The organism is Flavobacterium sp. XS2P24 (assembly GCF_030010285.1).
Lineage (GTDB): Bacteria > Bacteroidota > Bacteroidia > Flavobacteriales > Flavobacteriaceae > Flavobacterium > Flavobacterium algoritolerans.
Genome location: NZ_JASCRU010000017.1, coordinates 40,996 through 60,148, shown reverse-complemented (window position 1 = coordinate 60,148; position 19,153 = coordinate 40,996). Strand labels below are relative to the sequence as shown.

Genomic DNA, 19,153 nt, shown 5'->3' with positions numbered 1-19,153 from the left:
AGTCTACAAGACTCTTCACTCCCAAAATTTGCTGTAAAATTGAATAGATTCATCGCTCTTTTTTTATCAAATATAAGCCTTTTATTTAATTATGGGTAATTGCGGACAATCAAAAAATAAATAAAGACATGAAATTTTTTATAGACACAGCAAATTTAAAAGACATAAAAGAAGCTAATGATTTAGGAATTCTGGACGGTGTAACCACAAATCCATCGCTAATGGCGAAAGAAGGAATTACCGGTGCAGATAATATTATTGCTCATTATGTGAAAATATGCGAACTGGTTGACGATGATGTTAGTGCCGAAGTAATTTCGACAGATTTTGCAGGTATGGTTGCCGAAGGTGAAAAACTGGCTGCTTTACATCCTCAAATCGTGGTAAAAATACCCATGATTAAAGACGGAATAAAAGCCATAAAATACTTTTCGAATAAAGGAATCAGAACCAATTGCACCTTGGTATTTTCAGCAGGACAAGCTTTACTTGCAGCCAAAGCCGGCGCTACTTATGTTTCGCCCTTCATAGGAAGATTAGATGATATTTCTACAGATGGAATGGCATTGATTGCCGAAATCAAGCTGATTTATGATAATTACGGATATGAAACACAAATTTTGGCGGCATCCGTTCGTCACGTCATGCACATTTTGAATTGTGCTAAAATTGGCGCCGATGTCATAACCGGACCATTGAGCGCTATTGAAGGTTTACTAAAACATCCGCTTACAGATAGTGGTTTAGCCACTTTCTTAGCCGATTATAATAAAGGAAACAGTTAATAATTTAAATTTTATTTGGGACTGCACTTTGCCATTTTAAGAGTAGTTTGCATTTATAAAACTATTCTGAAAATCATTGAAGTTGTAGTCAATCAAAGAATTAAAGAATAGTTTTTTCAGGATTAATTATAAAAAAAGGAAGCCTCAATTAAGAGACTTCCTTTTTTAGTTTATGATTATAAAGAATGACTTATAGGTTTAAAACAAAATCATTCAAGAGTTTTGCATCGTATTTTTCTTTATCAAAAGTATAAAGATAAGATCCTTTTCTGGAGGACATCATATCTTTTTCCTCGAGTTTTATCAGAATATCTAGTGAGTTTATTTTGCTGATGAAGTTTCTTTTATCCAATTCTTTACTAAGAATCGCTTCGTACAATTCCAACAATTGACGCATAGTAAATTTCTCCGGTAAAAGTTCAAATCCAACAGGCTTGATAGACGTTCTATAACGCAATCTTCTTATGGCATGTCTTAACATCGTGTCGTGGTCAAAAATCAATTTTGGAGCATTCGCAACGCTAAACCATTGTGGATGATAGTTTTGAATTAATTCTGCATTATGGTTTTCAATATTGATTAATGCAAAATAAGCAACAGAAATAGTTCTTTCTACAGGATCACGGTCAATCTCACTATAGGCATGCAATTGTTCCATGTAAATATCCTGAAGACCGGTGTAGGAATCCAGTATTCTGATGGCAGCGCTATCTAATACTTCATCTTTCTTAAGAAATCCACCTATTAAAGACCACTTGCCTTTTTCAGGTTCAAAATCTCTTTTAATCAAAAGTATTTTTAATCCTTCGCTATCAAAACCAAAAATGATACAATCCACTGCCAGTAAAACTTTATCAGCAGAACTATAACTATTTAACATAATGTGTTTTTTATTGTAAATATATAAACTTCTATAAAGGATTCATAATTTATTAATGTTGATTTCACACTTAGTACATCAAAACCCTGTAATCCAATTTTTTTCGTTTACTAAACCGCTGTATATTATTCCGCACATTTTATCTTATAGAGACTGGTTTCCTCAACTGATAATAGTAAAACTTCTAACCAGCAAATTAACCCATTTTTTTCTTGTATTTCAATCGATTGCGATGAATATTCGCCATTTATTGACCCGAAAATTAGTTTTTCATAAAAAACAATACGCCAAAATGAAGACTTTTTTTACAATATCACTCTGATTTTCAAATTAAAACTGATTTAAAAGGCAATTATTCCGCTGTTTTATAAAATAATTTTCACGGCAATTTATTGTAGAAATGTTTGTTTTTTCACATAAAGTGTAAATTTTACACAAATTAACTCCAAAAATAGATGTATTTTTTACAAAAACATAATTTTAAAATGTTGATTTTACACTTAATTTAAAAAATGCATTTTTTTTCCTCCTTTTTTTATCATATTAATTTGTTTTTGTGCTTTTTTTTTAATTAAATTTACAAATGTAAAACACACACTTATAATTAACCTAAATAATAACCGAATGAAAACAAACCACCGATTATTTCTTTATTGTAATTTTTTATTACCAAAAAAAGAATGGCTTCTAGCAATAATAGTTATGCTAATGGCAACTATTAATGTTTCAGCTCAAAATACTCAAATTGTTACCGGAATTGTTACCTCAGCAAAAGACAAAATGCCTGCGCCAGGAGTAAATATTTTAATCAAAGGAACTAATACAGTAACCACAAGTGATCTTGACGGGCAATATTCCATAAAAGCTGCACCAAGTGACATCCTTGTATTTTCATATATAAGTTATGCAAGTCAAGAAATTGCAGTGGGTACTAAAACACAAATTAACGTAGCTCTAAAAGATGATCTTACTGCACTTGACGAAGTTGTTGTAATTGGATACGGAACACAAAAGAAATCAGACCTTTCTGGATCAGTTGGAGTTGTCAACATGGAATCTGCTAAAAAAACAGTGACATACGATGCTGCAAAAATGCTTCAAGGACAAGTTGCAGGGGTAACCGTGCAATCCTCTGGAGAACCGGGCGGATTTGTAAATATTAAAATTAGAGGTTTGAACTCTTTTAGCAATAACAACCCACTTTTTGTAATAGACGGAATGATTGTAGACTCACCGTTTGATTTTGCTCCGGGAGATATCGAATCTATGCAAGTACTTAAAGATGCCTCCTCGGCTGCTATTTACGGAGTTCGTGGTGCTAATGGTGTAGTAATAATTACAACCAAAAAAGGAAAAGCCGGAAAACTGAATATCAAATATAAATCCCTTGTTGGTTTTCAAAATGTAGCTAAAACTTGGAATGTAACGGATAGATTGGGGTATCAAAACATAACCAGCGCGGCAGAATTGAATGCTGGATTAAACGTTGCTCCAGGAAATGATCCTAACAACAGCAGTTACATTAATGATGTAAACACAAATTGGCAAGATGCCGCTTATCAAACTGGAATTATAGAAAATCATTCTTTAGCATTTAATGGTGGTACAGAGGATTTAGCCTATAATATGAATATGGATTATTTCAAAAATAGCAGTTATATCAAATCTCCTCAAGATTATGAAAGACTATCTATGAATTTGAATTTGAATGGTAAAAAAGGAAAATTTAAATACGGAACTAAAATAGGATTCACACAATCTGACAAAGAAAACTTTAACAGTTATGTAGGTGAAACTGCTATCGCAGCTTTATTAGGCGCTATTCCTACCATGCCAGTATATGATGAAAACAGATTAGGCGGATACGGAGGTACTGATAATTTAACTCAAAGAGCAATCTCACTTAACATTATTGGATTTAATAATTTAATCACGAACAACGGAAAAAGAAACCGTTTCATTGGTAATATTTGGGGAGAATATGAAATCGTAAAAGGATTAAAATATAAACTAGACGCCAGTTTTGATCGATTAGATTACTTAAATAGAAAATTTGTTCCGCAAAGTGACTTAGGATGGTATTATATTACAACAAAAGAAGAAGCTTCTCTAGATGTATCAACTGGTAATGAGACTAAAACTTTCCTTAACAACCTACTAACCTACTCATTAGACATCAACAAACATAAATTTGATGCTTTAGCGGGTTGGGTTCAAGAAAGAAAAGACTATTACAATCACTGGTCAAGAGGTGTAGGATATGATTTTGGAGAAATTAGCAAATTACAATATGCTGATGATAATAGCACTGGTGAGTCTGAGACTGCTATTACAGGAACTTCATACATAAGCCGTATCAATTACTCATTTGATGATCGTTATTTGTTTCAAGCCAACTTTAGACAAGACAAATCGTCTCTTTTTAGTGAAAATTACAACACTACCAATGCGTACTCTTTCTCAGGAGCTTGGAAATTAAGCAACGAAAAATTCATTCACTTACCTGAATGGGTAAACACAATCAAACTAAGAGGTAGTTATGGTAAATTAGGGAACAACACAATTCCGGCCTATTTCTTTGCTACAACAATCAATAGTTTTGCAGGTTACAATTTCAATAACGAATTGGCTCCAGGAACAACAGTTGTCGCTTCTTTAGATCCAAATGTAAGATGGGAAGATAATAAAACAACCGATGTAGCAGTTGAGCTTGGATTGTTTAATAATGCTTTACAGTTTACAGCAGAGTATTTTGTAAAAAACTCTTCTAATTTATTAGTGGGTGTTCCTTTACCTTTTTCTACAGGTGCTTTCCCTGCAAGTATTACAACAAATGCTGGTGCAATGAGAAACAAAGGATTTGAATTTTCTGCATCCTACAACAACAATAACAATGCCTTCAAATACAGCATATCTGCTAATTTAGGAACATTGAAAAATGAAGTATTGCAAATTGGTATCAACGGAAATCCAATCTATGGCGCTGCTTCAAAAACAGAAGTTGGCCGCTCTATGGGTGAAATTTATGCCTACGAGACAGATGGGATTTTCCAAAATGCTGCTGAACTTGCTGCTGCTCCTACGCAAACTAATGCTGGAGTTGGAGATATTAAATTCAAAGACATCAATGGAGACGGAATGATTAGTGATCTTGACAGAACCTTTCAAGGAGTTACAATTCCAAAATACAGTTACGGGATGAACTTAAGCGGTTCTTACAAAAACTGGGATATCTCAATGTTTTGGCAAGGTGCAGGAGGAAACAAAGTTTTCAATAGCATATATCGTAATTTAATGTCGGGTCAATATGGTAACCACAGCACTGATATGCTTAATTACTGGACACCTACAAATACAAATACTGATATTCCTCGTCCAATTATTGGTGACCCGAATGCCAACGGAAGAGATTCGAACCGATTCATCGAAGATGGAGATTACATAAAACTACAAACTATGGAAATTGGATATGAAATCCCAGTTCCGACTACCAGTTTTATTCAAAAAGCAAAATTGTTTGTAAACGGGCAAAATCTATTAATTATCAGTAAATACAGAGGAAGCGATCCTGATTTTAATAGCAACGACGGATCATTCTCTAGAGGATATGACGGAGGTTCTTTCCCTAATCCTAGAACGATTTCTTTAGGACTTGAAGTGAATTTTTAAAATTAGCAAACCAATTAAAACGAATCAAAATGAAATATAAAATATTTAATTATCTGGCTGGTTTCTTATCACTTGCAGTGGTAACGACAAGTTGTGTCAACGATGAAGATTTAATTCAACTTGACCCTAATAATGACGCTGCTGATTCATTCTGGAAAACAGATGAGGACGCAATAAAAGGAGTAAATGCAGCTTATGGCAGCTTATTGACTGATGGTACTTATATGCGAAGCACTCCTTTATTGTTAGACTTAAAAGGAGATGACACCAGAAGTAACAGTCCATGGGATGCAATGTACAATGTAGGTCGTTTCAACTCAAATGTTTCAAATTCTGCTATTTATGGCTGGGCTTACGAAACGTATTATCAAGGTATTTATCGCGCTAATCAAGTACTTACAAACGTACCTAATATAAATATTACTGATACCGCGCTTAAAAACAGAATTCTTGGTCAGGCTTATTTCTTAAGAGGATTGTATTTGTTTCATGCTGTAAACATGTTTCAAAACGTACCGCTTCCTACTGAAATTGCTGCTTTCTATCCACAAAAGACAAACCAAGAAGGTTGGGCACAAGTTATTGCAGATTTTAAAGCTGCCGCAGAATTACTTCCTCCTTCCTACTCTAATATTAATGATAAAGGGCGCGCCACTAAAGGAGCTGCCTTAGGATATTTAGGGAAAGCGTACTTGTTTACCAAAGATTTTCCAAATGCTAAAATCGCATTCAAACAAGTTATTGATTTAGGTGTATATTCTTTAGTCGCTAATTACCGTGATAACTTTACTGACACAAACGAAAACAATTCAGAGTCATTATTTGAAGTACAATTCAGCAGAGATGCTGGTGGAGTTGATTTAGGTTGGGGTGGTGCTCCGGCTTCTGGATGGGGAAAAACATCGGCAAGAGCTATTACTTACGGACCAAGAGCTTTTGGATGGACAGACGTACAGCCAACAAGGACATTATTTAATGAATACCATGATGAAAAAACTACTGCAAACACGACAGACCCACGTTTAGACGCTACTATTTTTTATAACAAACCAGGTGGAATGCAACTTTACGGACAAAACTTCGCTACTTTTTACGCAGGTAATCCAGGAGATTTGAATGACTTGTTTTGCAGAAAATACCAAAATTCTGATGGGAATTATGCAAACGAATTCGACTGGCGTTCTGGTATTAACGAACGTTTATTGAGATATGCGGATGTATTGTTAATGTATGCTGAATGTTTAAATGAAACTGGTGATACTCCGGGAGCTTATACTTATATTCAAATGGTAAGAAGCAGAGTTGGCTTACCTAATTTAGCTACAGCAAAACCAGGACTAAGCCAAGCTGCAATGAGAGAGCAAATTGGACATGAAAGATTCTTAGAATTCCCGCTAGAAGGACACCGTTTTGATGATATTCGTCGTTGGGGATGGTTACAAGATCCTGCAAAATTAGCTTGGTTGAAAACAAGAGATGTTGAATTCAACTCTTATGCAACAGGAAGAGAATTTTTCCCAATACCACAATTGGAAATGGATAACAATCCAGGAACAATTCAAAACAGTGGCTACTAATATTTATTTGATTTAGTTAGAATTTTAATATCATGTAGTAAGCTTACTAAAAGCTTACTACATGATATTATAACTTAAAAACAACATGAAAAAAATCCTATTAATCTTATTTATTTTTACTTTTTGTACTCAAGTTATTGTTGCACAAAAAGAAACAACAGTACTTACTTTAAAAAATAGTAATGATGGACCAACTATCAGCAAACACATCTACGGACATTTTGCTGAGCATTTAGGAAAATGCATCTATGGTGGGTTTTTTGTTGGCGAAAAAAGTTCTATTCCAAATACAAAAGGAGTTCGTAACGATATTATTACTGCGTTAAAAGAATTAAAAATACCAAATTTAAGATGGCCCGGAGGTTGTTTTGCGGACACTTACCACTGGAAAGATGGTATTGGACCTAAAGAAGACCGACCAAGTATTGTAAACCGTTGGTGGGGAGGAACTACCGAAGACAACAGTTTTGGAACACATGATTTTTTAAATTTATGTGAAGTATTGGGTACAGAACCATACTTGGCCAGCAATGTAGGTAGTGGAACCGTTCAGGAACTGGAGCAATGGGTTCAATATGTAAACCATGACAGCGGTAGCCCAATGTCTGAACTTAGAAAAAAGAATGATCGCGAAAAACCATGGGGTGTTACTTTTTGGGGAGTAGGAAATGAAATGTGGGGATGTGGCGGAAATATGACACCGGAATATTATGCGAACCTTTACAAACAATATGCTACGTTCATGACCGATTGGTCTAATAACGATAAACTTTTCAGAATTGCTTCAGGAGCAAATGTTGCTGATTATCACTGGACCGAAGTTTTAATGCGTGATATTCCTAAAAGTTTAATTGAAGGCGTTGCGCTTCACTCCTACTCTTTTGTAAAATGGGAAAAGAAAGGGTCTTCAACTAAATTTAATGAGGAACAATATTTTGCAACCATGCAAACTGCACTTAAAATGGAAGAATTAGTGACCAAACACTCTGACATTATGGATAAATACGATCCAGAAAATAAAGTGGCACTCATTGTTGACGAATGGGGCGGATGGTATGATGTAGAAGAAGGGACAAATCCTGGATTTCTATACCAACAAAACACTATGAGAGATGCTATGATTGCGGGTACAACACTAAATATTTTTAACAATCATTCCAAAAGAGTGAAAATGGCAAACCTTGCTCAAACTGTAAACGTACTGCAAGCTGTTATTTTAACGGAGAACGAAAAAATGTTGCTAACGCCAACGTATCACGTTATGAAAATGTACACCGTACATCACGATGCACAATTATTACCAATGACCATTAATTCTCCGTCATACACACACAATGGTGAAACACTTCCTGCTTTATCCGCTTCGGCATCCAAAGATAAAAACGGACTAATTCATATTTCATTGGTAAACATTGATTCTAAAAAAGACCACAAAATAGAAATTGACATGCAGGAACTTGGAATTAAAAATGTTACCGGAACTATTCTGGCATCACCAAAATTACAAGACCACAACACATTTGATAACCCATCAAAAATCAAACCTGCCGTTTTCAAAGGTTTTGAAACAAAAAAGGGCAAACTGGAAATCACAATCCCTGCATTTACTGTAGTGGTTTTAGAAACCAAATAAAAAAACATAATAATGAAAAATTCAAAATTCCTTTCAACATTAGTTTTGTATCTGACGCCTTTCTTAATTGTTGCTTCTATTAGCAGTTGTTCTGGCGATGATCCAGCTTCAGATCCTGTAGCAACGCCAGTGCCTGTTCCGACTCCGACGCCAGCACCTACTGCTTTTGCCGGACCAACGTATTCAGACAATTACACCTCTATTTCCTCTTGGAATAGTCGTTCTCAATGGAATTTGGCAAACGTACATGATCCTTCTGTTGAAAAGTGTGGCGAATATTATTATATGTATCAAACCGATGCTTCCTATGGAAATGCGCATGAAGGACACGGTCATTTCCCATACAGACGATCCAAAGATCTTATCACTTGGGAACACATGGGATCAGCAATGACACAAGCGCCAGCTTGGGTAAAAGATTCCTTGAACAACAAAAGAGCCCGAATGGTTCCGGCTTTACCGCCTATTACAAATCCACGTTATGGGTATTGGGCACCTTACATCAAAAAAGTAGGGTCTAAATATAGAATGTATTACAGTATTGTAGTAGACGAACCAATTATTGGTGCCGATTTCACCTATTCATGGTCAGAAAGAGCCTTTATTGGACTAGCAGAATCTGATGATTTAGCAACTAATGTTTGGGTAGACAAAGGAATGGTGGTTTGCTCTGAGCCAGATGGTTTAAAACCGTATTCCTTTACAGGCACTAGAAATTGGGAAAATGCCTATTTTCAATTCAATGCTATCGATCCTACTTTTACCATTACTCCACTAGGAGAACACTATTTAATCTACGGTTCTTGGCATTCTGGTATTGCAGCATTAAAGTTAAATCCAACAACCGGAAAACCCGATCAATTAAAAACATTAAGTGATTACGGAACCCGCATTGCAAAACGAGGAAATAGCCGTTGGCAAGCTTCCGAAGGTCCAGAAATCATTTATAATGAAACGACTGGCTATTATTATTTATTTCTAGCTTATGACGAATTATCCGTTGCATATAACACGCGCGTTGCCCGTTCCAGAAATATTATGGGACCTTACCTAGGAATCAATGGAGCCGATGTTACCAATGGAGCCGATGCTTGGCCAATGCTAACACATCCTTATTCCTTTAACAACCATACCGGATGGGTTGGTTTTTCTCACTGTTCTGTCTTTCAAAATCCGGATACCAAAGAATGGTTTTACTCCTCACAAGCCCGTTTACCGGAAAATGTACCCGGGATTAATGCTTCCAATGCTTTAATGATGGGACATGTTCGCGCCATTCAATGGACGGAAGACGGCTGGCCGGTAATCGCTCCGGAGCGTTATGCAGGAGTACCTAAAACGGCTATTACCGAAACTTCATTTATAGGATCTTGGGAACAAATCACAATGAATTATCAATACAAAACGATTCAAAAATCGGTTACTATATTCTTAACCGCAGATAAAAAAGTAAGCGGCGGCGTGACAGGAACTTGGTCGTATGACAGCGCCAAAGAAGTGCTTACCGTAAATGGCAATCAATGCAAAGTCAGCGATGCTTGGGATTGGGAAGCCATTCCTAGAAAAGTGACCTTGACCTATTCTGGATTTACTACCGGTGGACAACCCGTTTGGGCTAAAAAAATAAATTAATTTTCACTAAAAATAGTTGCCTTTTTGCATCATCAAAAAAGGCAGCTATTACAAATAAAGCGACCTTTTCATTCTTTTACAGAAAAATCAAAATGAAAAATACAATTACAACCCTATTGCTTCTGGCATTTCTTTCCTCTTGTAAAACTATAAAAACAGAAAGTGTTACGGCTTCCGCCAATGATGGAAATCCGAGTCAAACCATTCAAATCAATAACCCAGTCATCAAAGACAAGTACACTGGCGACCCTGCAGCTTTGGTATATAAAGACAAAGTTTATCTCTATGCAGGTCATGATGAAGCGCCAAATGATTTCAATTTTTATAAAATGAATGAATGGCTGGTATATTCCTCATCGGATATGGTGAACTGGCAAGAACATCCTGTTCCGCTAAAAGTAACCGATTTTACTTGGGCAAAATCCGATGCTTGGGCTGCTCAAGTCATTGAACGCAACGGAAAATTCTATTGGTATGTTACTGTTGAACATGGAACGATTCCAGGAAAATCAATTGGAGTGGCTGTCGCTGACAGTCCAACAGGTCCTTTCAAAGATGCGTTAGGAAAAGCCATTATTACTAATGACATGACAACCAAAACCAATATTAGTTGGGACGATATTGACCCAACTGTTATGATAGACAATGATGGTCAAGCCTACTTATTCTGGGGAAATACTGTTTGTCATTACGCCAAATTAAAAGCAAACATGGTTGAACTTGATGGACCAATACAAACCATTTCCTTACCAAATTTCACCGAAGCCCCTTGGATTCACAAAAAAAAGGATTGGTATTACCTGTCGTATGCGTATCAGTTTCCTGAAAAAATTGCTTATGCTATGAGTAAATCCATCAACGGGCCATGGGAATACAAAGGAATTCTGAATGAAATAGCTGGAAACTCGAATACCAACCATCAATCGATTATTGAGTTCAAGGGAAAAGATTATTTCATTTATCACAATGGCGCAACTCAACCCAACGGTGGTAGTTTCAGAAGATCAGTGTGCATAGACCGTCTATATTACAATGAAGATGGAACGCTGAAACGTGTAATTATGACTACGGAAGGTATTCAAAAATAAGCACATTACAGGAAATGGCTTTAAACACAAACGATTAATAAAACCATTTAAACTTATATTTCCTTAAGTGGTTTAAAAATTTGAACCGTATAAGATGAAATTAAAAACAGTTCAAAAAATACACAATATCAAAAACTTATATTTTCTTAAATGACTTATATGGTTTAAAAAATAAAAAAATTAGCATGAAATTATATCAAAAAATACAACCATTACTTCTCTTACTAATCATGACGGCTTCCGCTTGGGCGCAAGACATTACCGTTCATGATCCCGTAATGATCAAGCAAAAAGACACGTACTATTTATACTGCACCGGAAAAGGAATCAGCGTTTTTAGTTCCAAAGATTTAAAAAACTGGCAGCCGGAACCCGCTATTTTCAAAGAAAAACCGGTTTGGGTAGATAAAGTAGTGCCAAATTTTGACAACCATATTTGGGCGCCGGATGTTTCTTTTCACAACAATACCTATTATTTGTATTATTCGGTTTCTGCTTTCGCAAAAAATACTTCGGCAATCGCATTAGCAACCAATACTACATTGGACCCAAAAGACCCGGCATATAAATGGATCGATCACGGAATTGTCATTCAATCAGTACCAAATCGTGATTTATGGAATGCCATAGATCCCAATTTGACTTTTGATGACAACAACACGCCTTGGTTGGCATTTGGTTCTTTTTGGAATGGTTTGAAAATGGTAAAATTAAATCCCGATTTAAAATCAGTAGCACAACCAGAAGAATGGTCTACCATTTCAAAACGCAAAAGAACTTTCGAATTAGCGGATACTGATCCGGGAGATGGCGCACTTGAAGCTCCGTTTATTTTCAAAAAGAACGGGTATTATTATCAATTCCTTTCTTGGGATTTGTGTTGCCGAGGTGAAAAAAGCACCTACAAAGTAGTTGTTGGAAGATCTAAAACTATTACCGGTCCTTATGTGGATAAAGACGGAAAATTATTAAATGAAGGCGGCGGAACACTTCTTATTCAAGGAGACGAAAACTATTACGGAGCTGGACACAACAGCGCTTATACTTTTGACGGGAAAGATTATATCATTTTTCATGCGTATGATTCCAAGCAAAACGGAAGACCTGTTTTAAAAATAAAGCAATTACAATGGGATACTGATTTATGGCCTGTTGTAGCACCACTGAATTAAAAACAGATTAACACTAGGCAAAATGACCTTTATAAAAAGAACAATACTAGCTCTTTCGATTCTAATGACCGTTTGCGGACAAGCACAACAACGTTTAAAAAAATCGAATTCACCCAAAAAATTAGGTTACAGCATAACTCCTGTAAACATTCAAAATGTCAAGGTTACAGATGGTTTTTGGTTGCCTATCATCAAGAAAGTACAAGAAAAAACCATCGAATACGCTATCCACAAATGTGAAGAAGAAGGCCGCATGGACAACTTTTTAATTGCAGGTGGTAAAATGGAAGGAACCGTAAAAGGTCAAATGCCTTTTGACGATACCGATGTCTATAAAATTATCGAAGGCGCTTCGAATACTTTGATTAGCGAACCCAATCCAAAACTCGAAATACTATTAGATTCACTGATTAGCATTGTGAAAATTGGTCAGGAAAAAGACGGTTATTTAACCACTTGGAGAACCATCAATCCAGCCAAACCACCTGCTCCTTGGGTTCCTGTGATTGAAGGAAAGCGTTGGGAATCACTTCAAATCAGTCATGAATTGTACAATTCCGGTCATCTGATTGAAGCGGCTGTAGTACATTACGAAGCTACTGGAAAGAAAAACTTCTTAGACATTGCCATCAAAAATGCAGATATGCTGGTGCGCACTTTTGGCGACAGAGCAGATCAAGTTCATGGTGTTCCCGGACATCAAATTGTAGAAACGGGTTTGGTAAAATTATACCAAGTTACCAATAACAAAGCCTATTTGAACTTGGCAAAATACTTTTTGGACAACCGTGGAAATCCAAAAAACCACACCTTATACGGCGCATACTCCCAAGATGATATTCCCGTTGTTCAACAAAAAGAAGCGGTGGGTCATGCTGTAAGAGCCGTGTATATGTATGCCGGAATGACGGATATTGCTGCTTTAGAAAATGATGCTGCTTACGGGAATGCGGTGAATCATTTGTGGACTAATATGGTCAACAAAAAAACATACATCACGGGAGGCATTGGTGCGAAACACGATGGAGAAGCCTTTGGCGAAAATTACGAATTGCCAAATCTTACCGCTTATAACGAAACGTGTGCAGCAATTGGTAATGTGTATTGGAACCATAGACTGCATAATATTTCTGGAAATTCAGATTATTTTGATGTGATTGAACGCTCTTTATACAACGGATTGATTTCTGGATTGTCATTGGACGGAAAAAAATTCTTTTATCCAAATGCATTGGAATCGGATGGTGTTTATAAATTCAATCGTGGCGAATGTACCCGTCAATCTTGGTTTGACTGTTCTTGTTGTCCAACGAATTTGATTCGGTTTATTCCTTCGATTCCGGGATTGATTTATTCTAAAAGTAAAGATGTACTTTATGTGAATTTATATGCTTCGAATACAGCGAAAATAACATTGGACAAAACCAATTTAGAAATTTCACAGCAAACCAATTATCCTTGGGACGGAAAAGTTACCCTTACTGTTTCTCCAAAAAAAGAAAGTGAATTTACTATAAAATTACGCATTCCAAGTTGGGCGAGAAATCAGGTTTTACCCGGAGATTTATATAGCTATGCGACTACCTCAACTGCAAAAACAACCGTTGCTATAAACGGAAAAGCATTTGCATACCAAGAAGACAAAGGATACATCACCATTACCCGAAAATGGAAAAAAGGTGAAAAAATTGTCCTTGATTTCCCAATGGAAGTAAAACAAGTGGTGACCAATACAAAAGTGGAAGGCAACAAAGGGAAAGTCGCTTTGGAATACGGACCTATTGTATATGCAATTGAAGAAGCTGATAATGCTACTAATTTCGACGCGATAACCATTGGTGCAAACGATACTTTCAAAGTTAAAAAAGAAGAAAACCTTTTGGAAGGTGTAAATACAATCCAAACACAAAAATTAAAAGCCATTCCGTATTATTCCTGGTCAAACAGAGGCGTTGGAAAAATGAAAGTTTGGATTGATTACAAAGAGTAAAAAAACAAAGAGATAATAGACGAATCATTAAAGTTTAAATGCGTACACCCACAACTTTAAACTTTAAACCTTAAACCAATAAAAAATGAAACCAAATTTAATTACCAAAATCACCCTTTGTGGGCTTTTACTAAATGGCTTTTATGCCAATGCACAAAAAACGAATCTGGAAGTTAATACCGCTACTACAGTAACTAAAATTCAGCCAACAATGTACGGTGTGTTTTTTGAAGACATCAACTTTGCTGCCGATGGTGGTTTGTATGCCGAAATGATTAAAAATCGTTCGTTTGAATTTGAAGCGCCGCTTATGGGTTGGGAACAACCAAATAGTGACAAGCATTCTTTCAATACAACATCCGGAATTGCTACAACTGTCAAAGCATTGGAAAACAAAACCAATCCAAGTTTTTGCAGAGTATTAATCAATGATTCCAAAGGATTTTCGATGATTAACGAAGGATTCCGTGGCATGGGAATTAAGAAAGATGCTAAATACAATCTTTCGCTAAAAGCGGCAAATCACAACGGCGCTATCAAAAAAATCATCATTCAATTTATTGATAAAAACAAAAAAGTATTGGGCGAAACCAGTATTATCCCAACATCAAACGACTGGAAAGGCTATACTGCTCAATTTACTGCTACTCAAACCGAGGCAAAAGCACAATTGAAAATCACCTTTGAAGGAAATGGAACCATCGATTTAGACATGATTTCTTTGTTTCCAGAAGACACTTGGATGAACAGAAAAAACGGAATGCGTAAAGACATTGTGCAACTTTTGTATGATATGAAACCGGGATTTTTGAGATTTCCAGGAGGTTGTATTGTTGAAGGAAGAACTTTGGCACAACGTTACCAATGGAAAAAAACCGTGGGTGATGTGGAAAAAAGAGAAACTTTAATCAACCGTTGGAACACTGAATTCACTCACAAACCGGCACCGGATTATTTCCAGACTTTTGGATTGGGATTTTTTGAATATTTCCAACTTTCCGAAGATTTAGGCGCGCAACCTTTGCCTATTTTGAGCTGTGGAATGGCGTGTCAGTTCAATACCGGAGAATTAGTTCCAATGGAAGAATTAGATCCTTACGTTCAAGATGCTTTGGATTTAATTGAATTTGCTAATGGTGGTACAGAAACTCCTTGGGGAAGAATTCGTTCTGAAATGGGACATCCAAAACCATTTAACCTAAAATACATTGGTGTTGGAAATGAGCAATGGGGACCAGATTACATCGAAAGATATAAAGTATTTGAAAAAGCGATTAAAGCAAAATATCCAAAAATGATTATTGTTTCCGGAAGCGGACCATTTCCAGAAGGAGATTATTTTGAATACGGAATGCAAGAACTTAAAAAATTGAATGCTGAAATCGTTGATGAGCATTATTATAAAAGCCCACAATGGTTTAGAGAAAATGCTACTCGTTACGACAGTTATGATCGAAAAGGCCCTAAAATTTTCGCAGGAGAATATGCGGCTCAAAGTGTGGCTATAGCAAGTCCTGACAATAGAAACAACTGGGAATGCGCTTTCTCTGAAGCTGCTTTCATGACCGGTTTAGAAAGAAATGCCGAGGTCGTTAATTTAACTTCTTACGCACCATTGATGGCACATGAAGAAGCGTGGCAATGGACGCCAGATTTACTTTGGTTCAACAATCTGGAAGCGTATGGGTCTGCTAACTATTATGTGCAAAAATTATTTGCCACCAATAGAGGAACTGATTTAATAGCAATTACCAAAGACGGAAAACCAGTAACGGGACAAAACAATCTGTTTGCATCTGCAGTGAAAGATAGCAACTCTAAAGAAGTAATTGTAAAATTAGTAAACACATCGGCGACTGCACAAGAAGTAAATGTAGATTTAAAAGGAACCAAATTACAAGCTAAAGGAACTATAATTACCCTTACAAGTCCAAACTTACAAGACGAGAATTCATTTGCAAATCCTAAGAAAATAAGTCCTACAGAAAAGGGATTTAATTTAAAAGGGGACAAAGCACAAACGAGCCTTCCTCCCTATTCTGTTACTGTTTTGAAGTTAAAAATGAAATAATCGCAACAGAATAAATGTATATCATACGTTTGTTTTTTATTTTACTCGTAAAACGCTGTTTTAATGCGTTTTTGATAAAAATTATAATACCAAATTAAATTAAGTGTTTTTTATACACTTATAAAATAAATATATTATATTTGTAATTCTTTAAAAGATTTTGGGATGAAAAATTATGTTATAGGATTAGATTACGGAACAGATTCTGTTCGAGCGATGTTAATAGACACTGAAAATGGGCAAGAGTTAGCATCAAATGTTTGTCAATACAAGCGATGGGCAACTAAAGAATATTGTAATGCATCCGCAAATCAGTTTCGTCAGCATCCTTTAGATCATATCGAAGGATTAGAAACGACCATAAAATATGTTGTTCAAAACAGCAATATAGATCCTTCACTAATACGAAGCATTTGCATTGACACTACTGGTTCATCACCAGTACCAGTTACTAAAGATGGAATTCCTTTGGCTTTGACTGAAGGTTTTGAACACAATCCAAATGCGATGATGGTGTTGTGGAAAGATCACACTGCTATCAATGAAGCAAACGAAATTAATGAACTTGCCGTAAATTGGGGTGGAGAAAATTTCACCAAATATGTAGGTGGGATTTATTCATCAGAATGGTTTTGGGCAAAAATTCTACACATCGCAAAAGTAGATACAGCTGTAAAAGATGCCGCTTACACTTGGATGGAACATTGTGATTTGATGACGTATTTATTGATTGACAATAAAGATTTAAAAACATTCAAAAGAAGTCGTTGTGCAGCCGGTCATAAAGCCATGTGGCACGAAGACTGGAATGGATTACCACCTGAAGAATTCTTAGGTCAACTACATCCATATCTTGCCGCACTTCGCGGAAGATTATACGATGAAACCTATACATCAGACCTTGTAGCCGGAAATTTAAGTCAAGAATGGGCAACACGATTAGGACTTACAACCGATACTGTAATTGCTGTGGGAACATTCGACGCACATTCTGGAGCGGTAGGAGCAAAAATCGAAGAAAATACTTTGGTTCGTGTGATGGGGACCTCAACCTGTGATATTATTATTGATTCAAAAGAGTCAATAGGAACAAAAACCGTTCGTGGTATCTGCGGACAAGTTGATGGTTCGGTAATTCCAGGATTCATAGGTCTGGAAGCGGGACAATCTGCTTTTGGAGATTTATTGGCTTGGTACAAAGAGTTATTACTTTGGCCAACAGAACATTTATTAGCTACCTCTACCCTTTTGACAGATGTTCAAAAACAACAGTTAAAAGCAGAAATGAGTGATAATTTAATCGTTCAATTGACCGCCGAAGCAGAAAAGATTCCTTTATCCGAAAGTGTGCCAATCGCTTTAGATTGGATTAACGGAAGAAGAACTCCAGATGCTAATCAGGAAATTAAAAGCGCTATTTCTAATTTGAATTTAGGAACGAAAGCACCACATTTATTCAAATCTTTGGTAAACGCCATCTGTTTTGGTTCTAAAAAAATAGTAGATCGTTTTGAAGAAGAAGGGGTGAAAATAAACAGCGTCATCGGGATAGGTGGTGTAGCCAGAAAATCGCCTTACATCATGCAAACCTTGGCAAATGTGTTGAATAAACCAATCAAGATTGCAGCTTCAGACCAAACACCAGCGTTGGGTGCAGCAATATACGCAGCAGTTGCAGCAGGAATTTATCCGAATGTGATTGAAGCCAGCCAAAAAATGGGAAGTGATTTTGACGGTGAATATTTTCCACAATTAGACAAAGTTGCTGCCTATAATAAATTGCTTTTGGCATATGAACAACTAAGTTCTTTTGCAGATCCATCTATTAAAAAACTACACCATGAGCAGTATGTATAATGCTTTAAAACAAGAATGCTACGACGCAAACATGCAATTGAATGCATTGAATTTAGTAGTCTATACTTTTGGAAACGTGAGTGCCGTAGATAGAAAAAATGGTGTTTTTGCGATAAAACCCAGCGGTGTTCCTTACGAAGATTTGAAACCCGAAGACATTGTTATTGTAGATTTTGACAATAACATTATCGAAGGTACTATGCGTCCGTCATCGGATACAAAAACGCACGCTTATTTATATAAAAACTGGCCAAACATCGGTGGTGTAGCACACACTCACGCCACGTATTCTGTAGCTTGGGCACAGTCGCAAAGAGACATTCCAATTTTTGGAACGACTCACGCCGATCATTTAACCACTGATATTCCTTGTGCTGCGCCAATGGCAGACGCACTTATCGAAGGCAATTATGAACACAATACCGGAATTCAGATTTTGGATTGTTTCAAAGAAAAAAAACTTTCGTACGAGGAAGTGGAAATGGTTTTGATTGGAAATCACGGTCCTTTTGCTTGGGGAAAGAACGCAGCAAAAGCAGTTTACAACAGTAAAGTTCTAGAAGTAATTGCGGAAATGGCACACTTGACTTTGCAAATAAACCCGAATGCGCCAAGATTAAAAGATTCCTTAATAAAGAAACATTACGAACGCAAACACGGAAAAGATTCGTATTACGGACAATAATAGATTTTTGAATGATGATTAACGATTTTTGATTTCAGATTTTACAGCACTAGATTTCTCGTTTTATACGAGTCTAAACTTCTGAAATCAAAAATCTTAAATCATTTTATAACT

The 19,153-nt window shown here is 36.3% G+C and carries 12 protein-coding genes; 11 read left to right on the top strand and 1 reads right to left on the bottom strand.

Features of this window, described 5'->3' with window-relative positions; translation table 11 throughout:
• The first annotated feature begins 128 nt into the window (after positions 1 to 128).
• Entirely contained in the window at positions 129 to 785 is a 657-nt protein-coding gene (fsa, locus tag QLS31_RS11555; protein WP_282743995.1) for a fructose-6-phosphate aldolase, read from the top strand.
• Positions 786 to 975: 190 nt separating this feature from the next.
• Here fsa and QLS31_RS11550 read toward each other — a convergent pair whose 3' ends face one another.
• The gene (locus QLS31_RS11550) at positions 976 to 1,665 is read right to left on the bottom strand and encodes an NUDIX domain-containing protein (protein WP_282743994.1); all 690 of its coding nucleotides are present in this window, start codon (positions 1,663 to 1,665) and stop codon (positions 976 to 978) included.
• A gap of 624 nt (positions 1,666 to 2,289) precedes the next feature.
• Between QLS31_RS11550 and QLS31_RS11545 the strand changes: the two genes are divergently transcribed.
• The 10 genes from QLS31_RS11545 (at position 2,290) to QLS31_RS11500 (ending at position 19,039) form a co-directional block, all read left to right on the top strand.
• Positions 2,290 to 5,334 carry a TonB-dependent receptor gene (locus QLS31_RS11545; RefSeq protein WP_282743993.1) on the top strand — a complete coding sequence of 1,015 codons (3,045 nt, stop codon included), beginning with the start codon at positions 2,290 to 2,292 and terminating at the stop codon, positions 5,332 to 5,334.
• Positions 5,335 to 5,363: 29 nt separating this feature from the next.
• Positions 5,364 to 6,911 (top strand): RagB/SusD family nutrient uptake outer membrane protein, encoded by a 1,548-nt coding sequence (locus QLS31_RS11540; protein ID WP_282713483.1) that lies wholly within the window; start codon positions 5,364 to 5,366, stop codon positions 6,909 to 6,911.
• 85 nt (positions 6,912 to 6,996) lie between these two features.
• Positions 6,997 to 8,544, top strand: coding sequence for an alpha-L-arabinofuranosidase C-terminal domain-containing protein (locus QLS31_RS11535; RefSeq protein ID WP_282743992.1), 1,548 nt, complete (start codon positions 6,997 to 6,999; stop codon positions 8,542 to 8,544).
• A 12-nt stretch (positions 8,545 to 8,556) separates the two neighbouring features.
• Positions 8,557 to 10,176 (top strand): arabinan endo-1,5-alpha-L-arabinosidase, encoded by a 1,620-nt coding sequence (locus tag QLS31_RS11530; protein ID WP_282743991.1) that lies wholly within the window; start codon positions 8,557 to 8,559, stop codon positions 10,174 to 10,176.
• Positions 10,177 to 10,268: 92 nt separating this feature from the next.
• Positions 10,269 to 11,264 carry a glycoside hydrolase family 43 protein gene (locus QLS31_RS11525; RefSeq protein WP_282743990.1) on the top strand — a complete coding sequence of 332 codons (996 nt, stop codon included), beginning with the start codon at positions 10,269 to 10,271 and terminating at the stop codon, positions 11,262 to 11,264.
• A 185-nt stretch (positions 11,265 to 11,449) separates the two neighbouring features.
• Positions 11,450 to 12,436: an arabinan endo-1,5-alpha-L-arabinosidase gene (locus tag QLS31_RS11520; RefSeq protein WP_282743988.1), complete on the top strand. Its 987-nt coding sequence runs from the start codon at positions 11,450 to 11,452 to the stop codon at positions 12,434 to 12,436.
• A 22-nt stretch (positions 12,437 to 12,458) separates the two neighbouring features.
• A complete protein-coding gene (locus QLS31_RS11515; protein WP_282743987.1) occupies positions 12,459 to 14,426 on the top strand; it encodes a glycoside hydrolase family 127 protein in 1,968 nt (655 codons plus the stop codon).
• A gap of 85 nt (positions 14,427 to 14,511) precedes the next feature.
• Complete coding sequence (locus QLS31_RS11510) at positions 14,512 to 16,497, top strand: alpha-L-arabinofuranosidase C-terminal domain-containing protein (protein ID WP_282743985.1); 1,986 nt, start codon at positions 14,512 to 14,514, stop codon at positions 16,495 to 16,497.
• Positions 16,498 to 16,662: 165 nt separating this feature from the next.
• Positions 16,663 to 18,354: a ribulokinase gene (locus QLS31_RS11505; RefSeq protein WP_282743984.1), complete on the top strand. Its 1,692-nt coding sequence runs from the start codon at positions 16,663 to 16,665 to the stop codon at positions 18,352 to 18,354.
• A complete protein-coding gene (locus tag QLS31_RS11500; RefSeq protein WP_282743983.1) occupies positions 18,338 to 19,039 on the top strand; it encodes an L-ribulose-5-phosphate 4-epimerase in 702 nt (233 codons plus the stop codon). The genes QLS31_RS11505 and QLS31_RS11500 overlap by 17 nt, the downstream gene beginning before the upstream one ends.
• Positions 19,040 to 19,153: the final 114 nt, after the last annotated feature.